Annotated in this window: 2 protein-coding genes; one reads left to right on the top strand and one right to left on the bottom strand. The window is 60.3% G+C overall.

Annotated elements, in window-relative coordinates; translation table 11 throughout:
- Window positions 1-615: 615 nt before the first annotated feature.
- Window positions 616-1029, bottom strand: a complete 414-nt coding sequence (gene fur, locus AC1DT2_RS23215) for a ferric iron uptake transcriptional regulator (RefSeq protein ID WP_046965876.1) — start codon at window positions 1027-1029, stop codon at window positions 616-618.
- A gap of 72 nt (window positions 1030-1101) precedes the next feature.
- Between fur and AC1DT2_RS23210 the strand changes: the two genes are divergently transcribed.
- On the top strand, window positions 1102-1464 hold a 363-nt coding region (locus AC1DT2_RS23210; protein WP_477299030.1), incomplete at its 3' end, for an outer membrane protein assembly factor BamE.

Genomic DNA, 1464 nt, shown 5'->3' with positions numbered 1-1464 from the left:
CGACGGTACCGGCCTGCCCTCGACGCCACGACCGATTCGCACAGACGGTGGTGGGCGCGGCCTACAAGGCATGAGCGATCGCATCACCGCCCTCGGCGGCATCTTTCGTATCTGCCCCGAGCCCATCGGACTACACCTTCGTGTGTTGCTTCGCAGCACAAGTATCGGAACTCACATAGGAAATTTTCCGATACCGGGTCAGTGAACCGTTCGTTACGATTCCGTCATCGATGTGGGGGAGCCGCCGTCGAGAGACGGTGAGCCCAGGTCGGTCGTGGGGACGATCGACCTGATGAGGCGACAGGATGTCAGCCTCGCCGATGCGAAGTGGTGACCCGTGGATCCCGCGAGCAACTCGCGATTCACGAACCGCGGAAACATCGGATCAAGCCGCTGGTGGACAGGAGTCCGCCAGCGGCGTTTTTATTGGGCGCCATCCAGGATCCTGGTGAAATGCGGGACATTGGCAAAATGTGGGAGCCGCTTCAGCGGCGATAGCCAGGTTGCCGCCAACCCCATCGCCGGCCCAGCCCGCTCCTCCAAGAGCTCACACCCCCAAAGAAAAAGGCCCCCTCTCGGGAGCCCTATTCACCTGCCAGGCCGGAAAACCCCGCCTCAGCGCTTCTTCTTCGGACGCACGTACAGCACCAGGCTGTGATCTTCGATCACGTACCCGTGGCGTTCCGCGATTTCATGCTGGAGGCGCTCGATCTCCTCGCTGATGAACTCGATGACCTTCCCGCTGTCCACATCGATCATGTGGTCATGATGTTTGCCCCGGTCGAGCTCGTATACGGCCTGCCCACCCTCGAAGTTGTGCTTCATAACGATGCCAGCAGCTTCGAACTGGGTCAGCACCCGATACACCGTGGCAAGCCCGATGTCTTCCTGGTGCGCAAGCAGACGCTTGTAGATGTCTTCGGCGGTAAGGTGGCGCTCGTCCGCCTCCTCGAAGATCTGCAGGATCCGCATGCGCGGGTGTGTGACTTTAAGCCCCGCTTTACGCAGTTCTTTTGTTTCCTGGTCCATTGAGACCCCCTCGCGGTGCCGTCAGGCGCTTAGTGTATCATCGCAGGCTTCACGATCCGGACGTTACTACGCATGCAAAAGCTCATTCGCCGCACGCTGGGTATGGCCATGATGGCGGTCGCCATCGCGGGCTGCAGCCTTATCTATACCCCCGACGTGCAGCAGGGCAACCTGCTCGACAAGAAAAACGTCGAACAGCTGCAGCCGGGTCTGACCAAGCGCCAGGTTCTGGTGCTGCTGGGCACCCCTTCGGTGGCCTCGCCGTTCGACAACGATCGTTGGGACTACGTCTCCACCTTCTCCCACCGTGGTGGACCCATGACCACCCGTACGCTCACCCTGACCTTCAATAACGACACTCTGGTCCGTACCGAAGGCGATTTCTTCGCCCAGGACGCCCAGCAGCTGCTGAAGGACTCGAAGAAGTACAAGAAC

The sequence above is a fragment of the Luteibacter sp. P4_E6 genome, assembly GCF_056401535.1.
This window is presented reverse-complemented; position numbering and strand designations above follow the sequence as displayed.